The sequence below is a fragment of the Arthrobacter sp. 4R501 genome (assembly GCF_002929755.1).
Taxonomy (GTDB): Bacteria; Actinomycetota; Actinomycetes; order Actinomycetales; family Micrococcaceae; genus Arthrobacter.
This window is the reverse complement of record NZ_PJIW01000090.1, coordinates 1-500: the sequence shown is the minus strand read 5'-3', so window position 1 is coordinate 500 and position 500 is coordinate 1. Positions and strand designations below refer to the sequence as shown.

1 protein-coding gene and 1 pseudogene are annotated in these 500 nt (G+C 72.4%); both read right to left on the bottom strand.

Going from position 1 to position 500, the window contains the following annotated elements:
- A partial coding sequence (locus CXR02_RS22035; protein WP_258061179.1) for a DUF5671 domain-containing protein occupies positions 1-283 on the bottom strand: 283 nt, incomplete at its 3' end.
- Positions 280-500 (bottom strand): annotated as a pseudogene (locus tag CXR02_RS22030) (hypothetical protein); the annotation flags it as partial. The pseudogene CXR02_RS22030 and the gene CXR02_RS22035, both read right to left, overlap by 4 nt.

The window sequence follows — 500 nt, the reverse complement described above, 5'->3', positions numbered from 1 at the left end:
ACAGGCCCCAGCCGACGGAGGCACGCTCGGCCGCTTCGCCGAGCCGCCGCCACACGACCCACCACAGGACCGCGGCCAGCGGGCCGCCGATCAGGGCGAAGGCCAGCGAGCGCGCCAGCCCGGCGACGTCCCCCGCGGCCAACTCCGTGCCGGCGGCCACGAGCCGCCCCGCCAGCCCGCTGAGTCCGACGGCAGCGGTCACCACCAGCGCGAACAGCAGCGCGTACGTGATCAGCCGGCGCACGGTGCGCTGCGCGGACCCCACGGCCCTGCCGGTGCTCATTGCCTGACCGCTGGGTTTGGGCATACCGTCAGCTGCCAGGGAGCCCGGTCGATGCGCCACGTACCCCCGGTCCTGACCAGATCGAAGGCATCCTCGACCTGGTACCCGGCGTTGCCGAACGGGCCGCCGTCCCCGGAGAACGTGAGCAGTACCTTCACATCGGCAGATTCGGCGCGTTCGGTCGTCGAGACCAGGGTGATCCGGAGGTTGTCCAGAG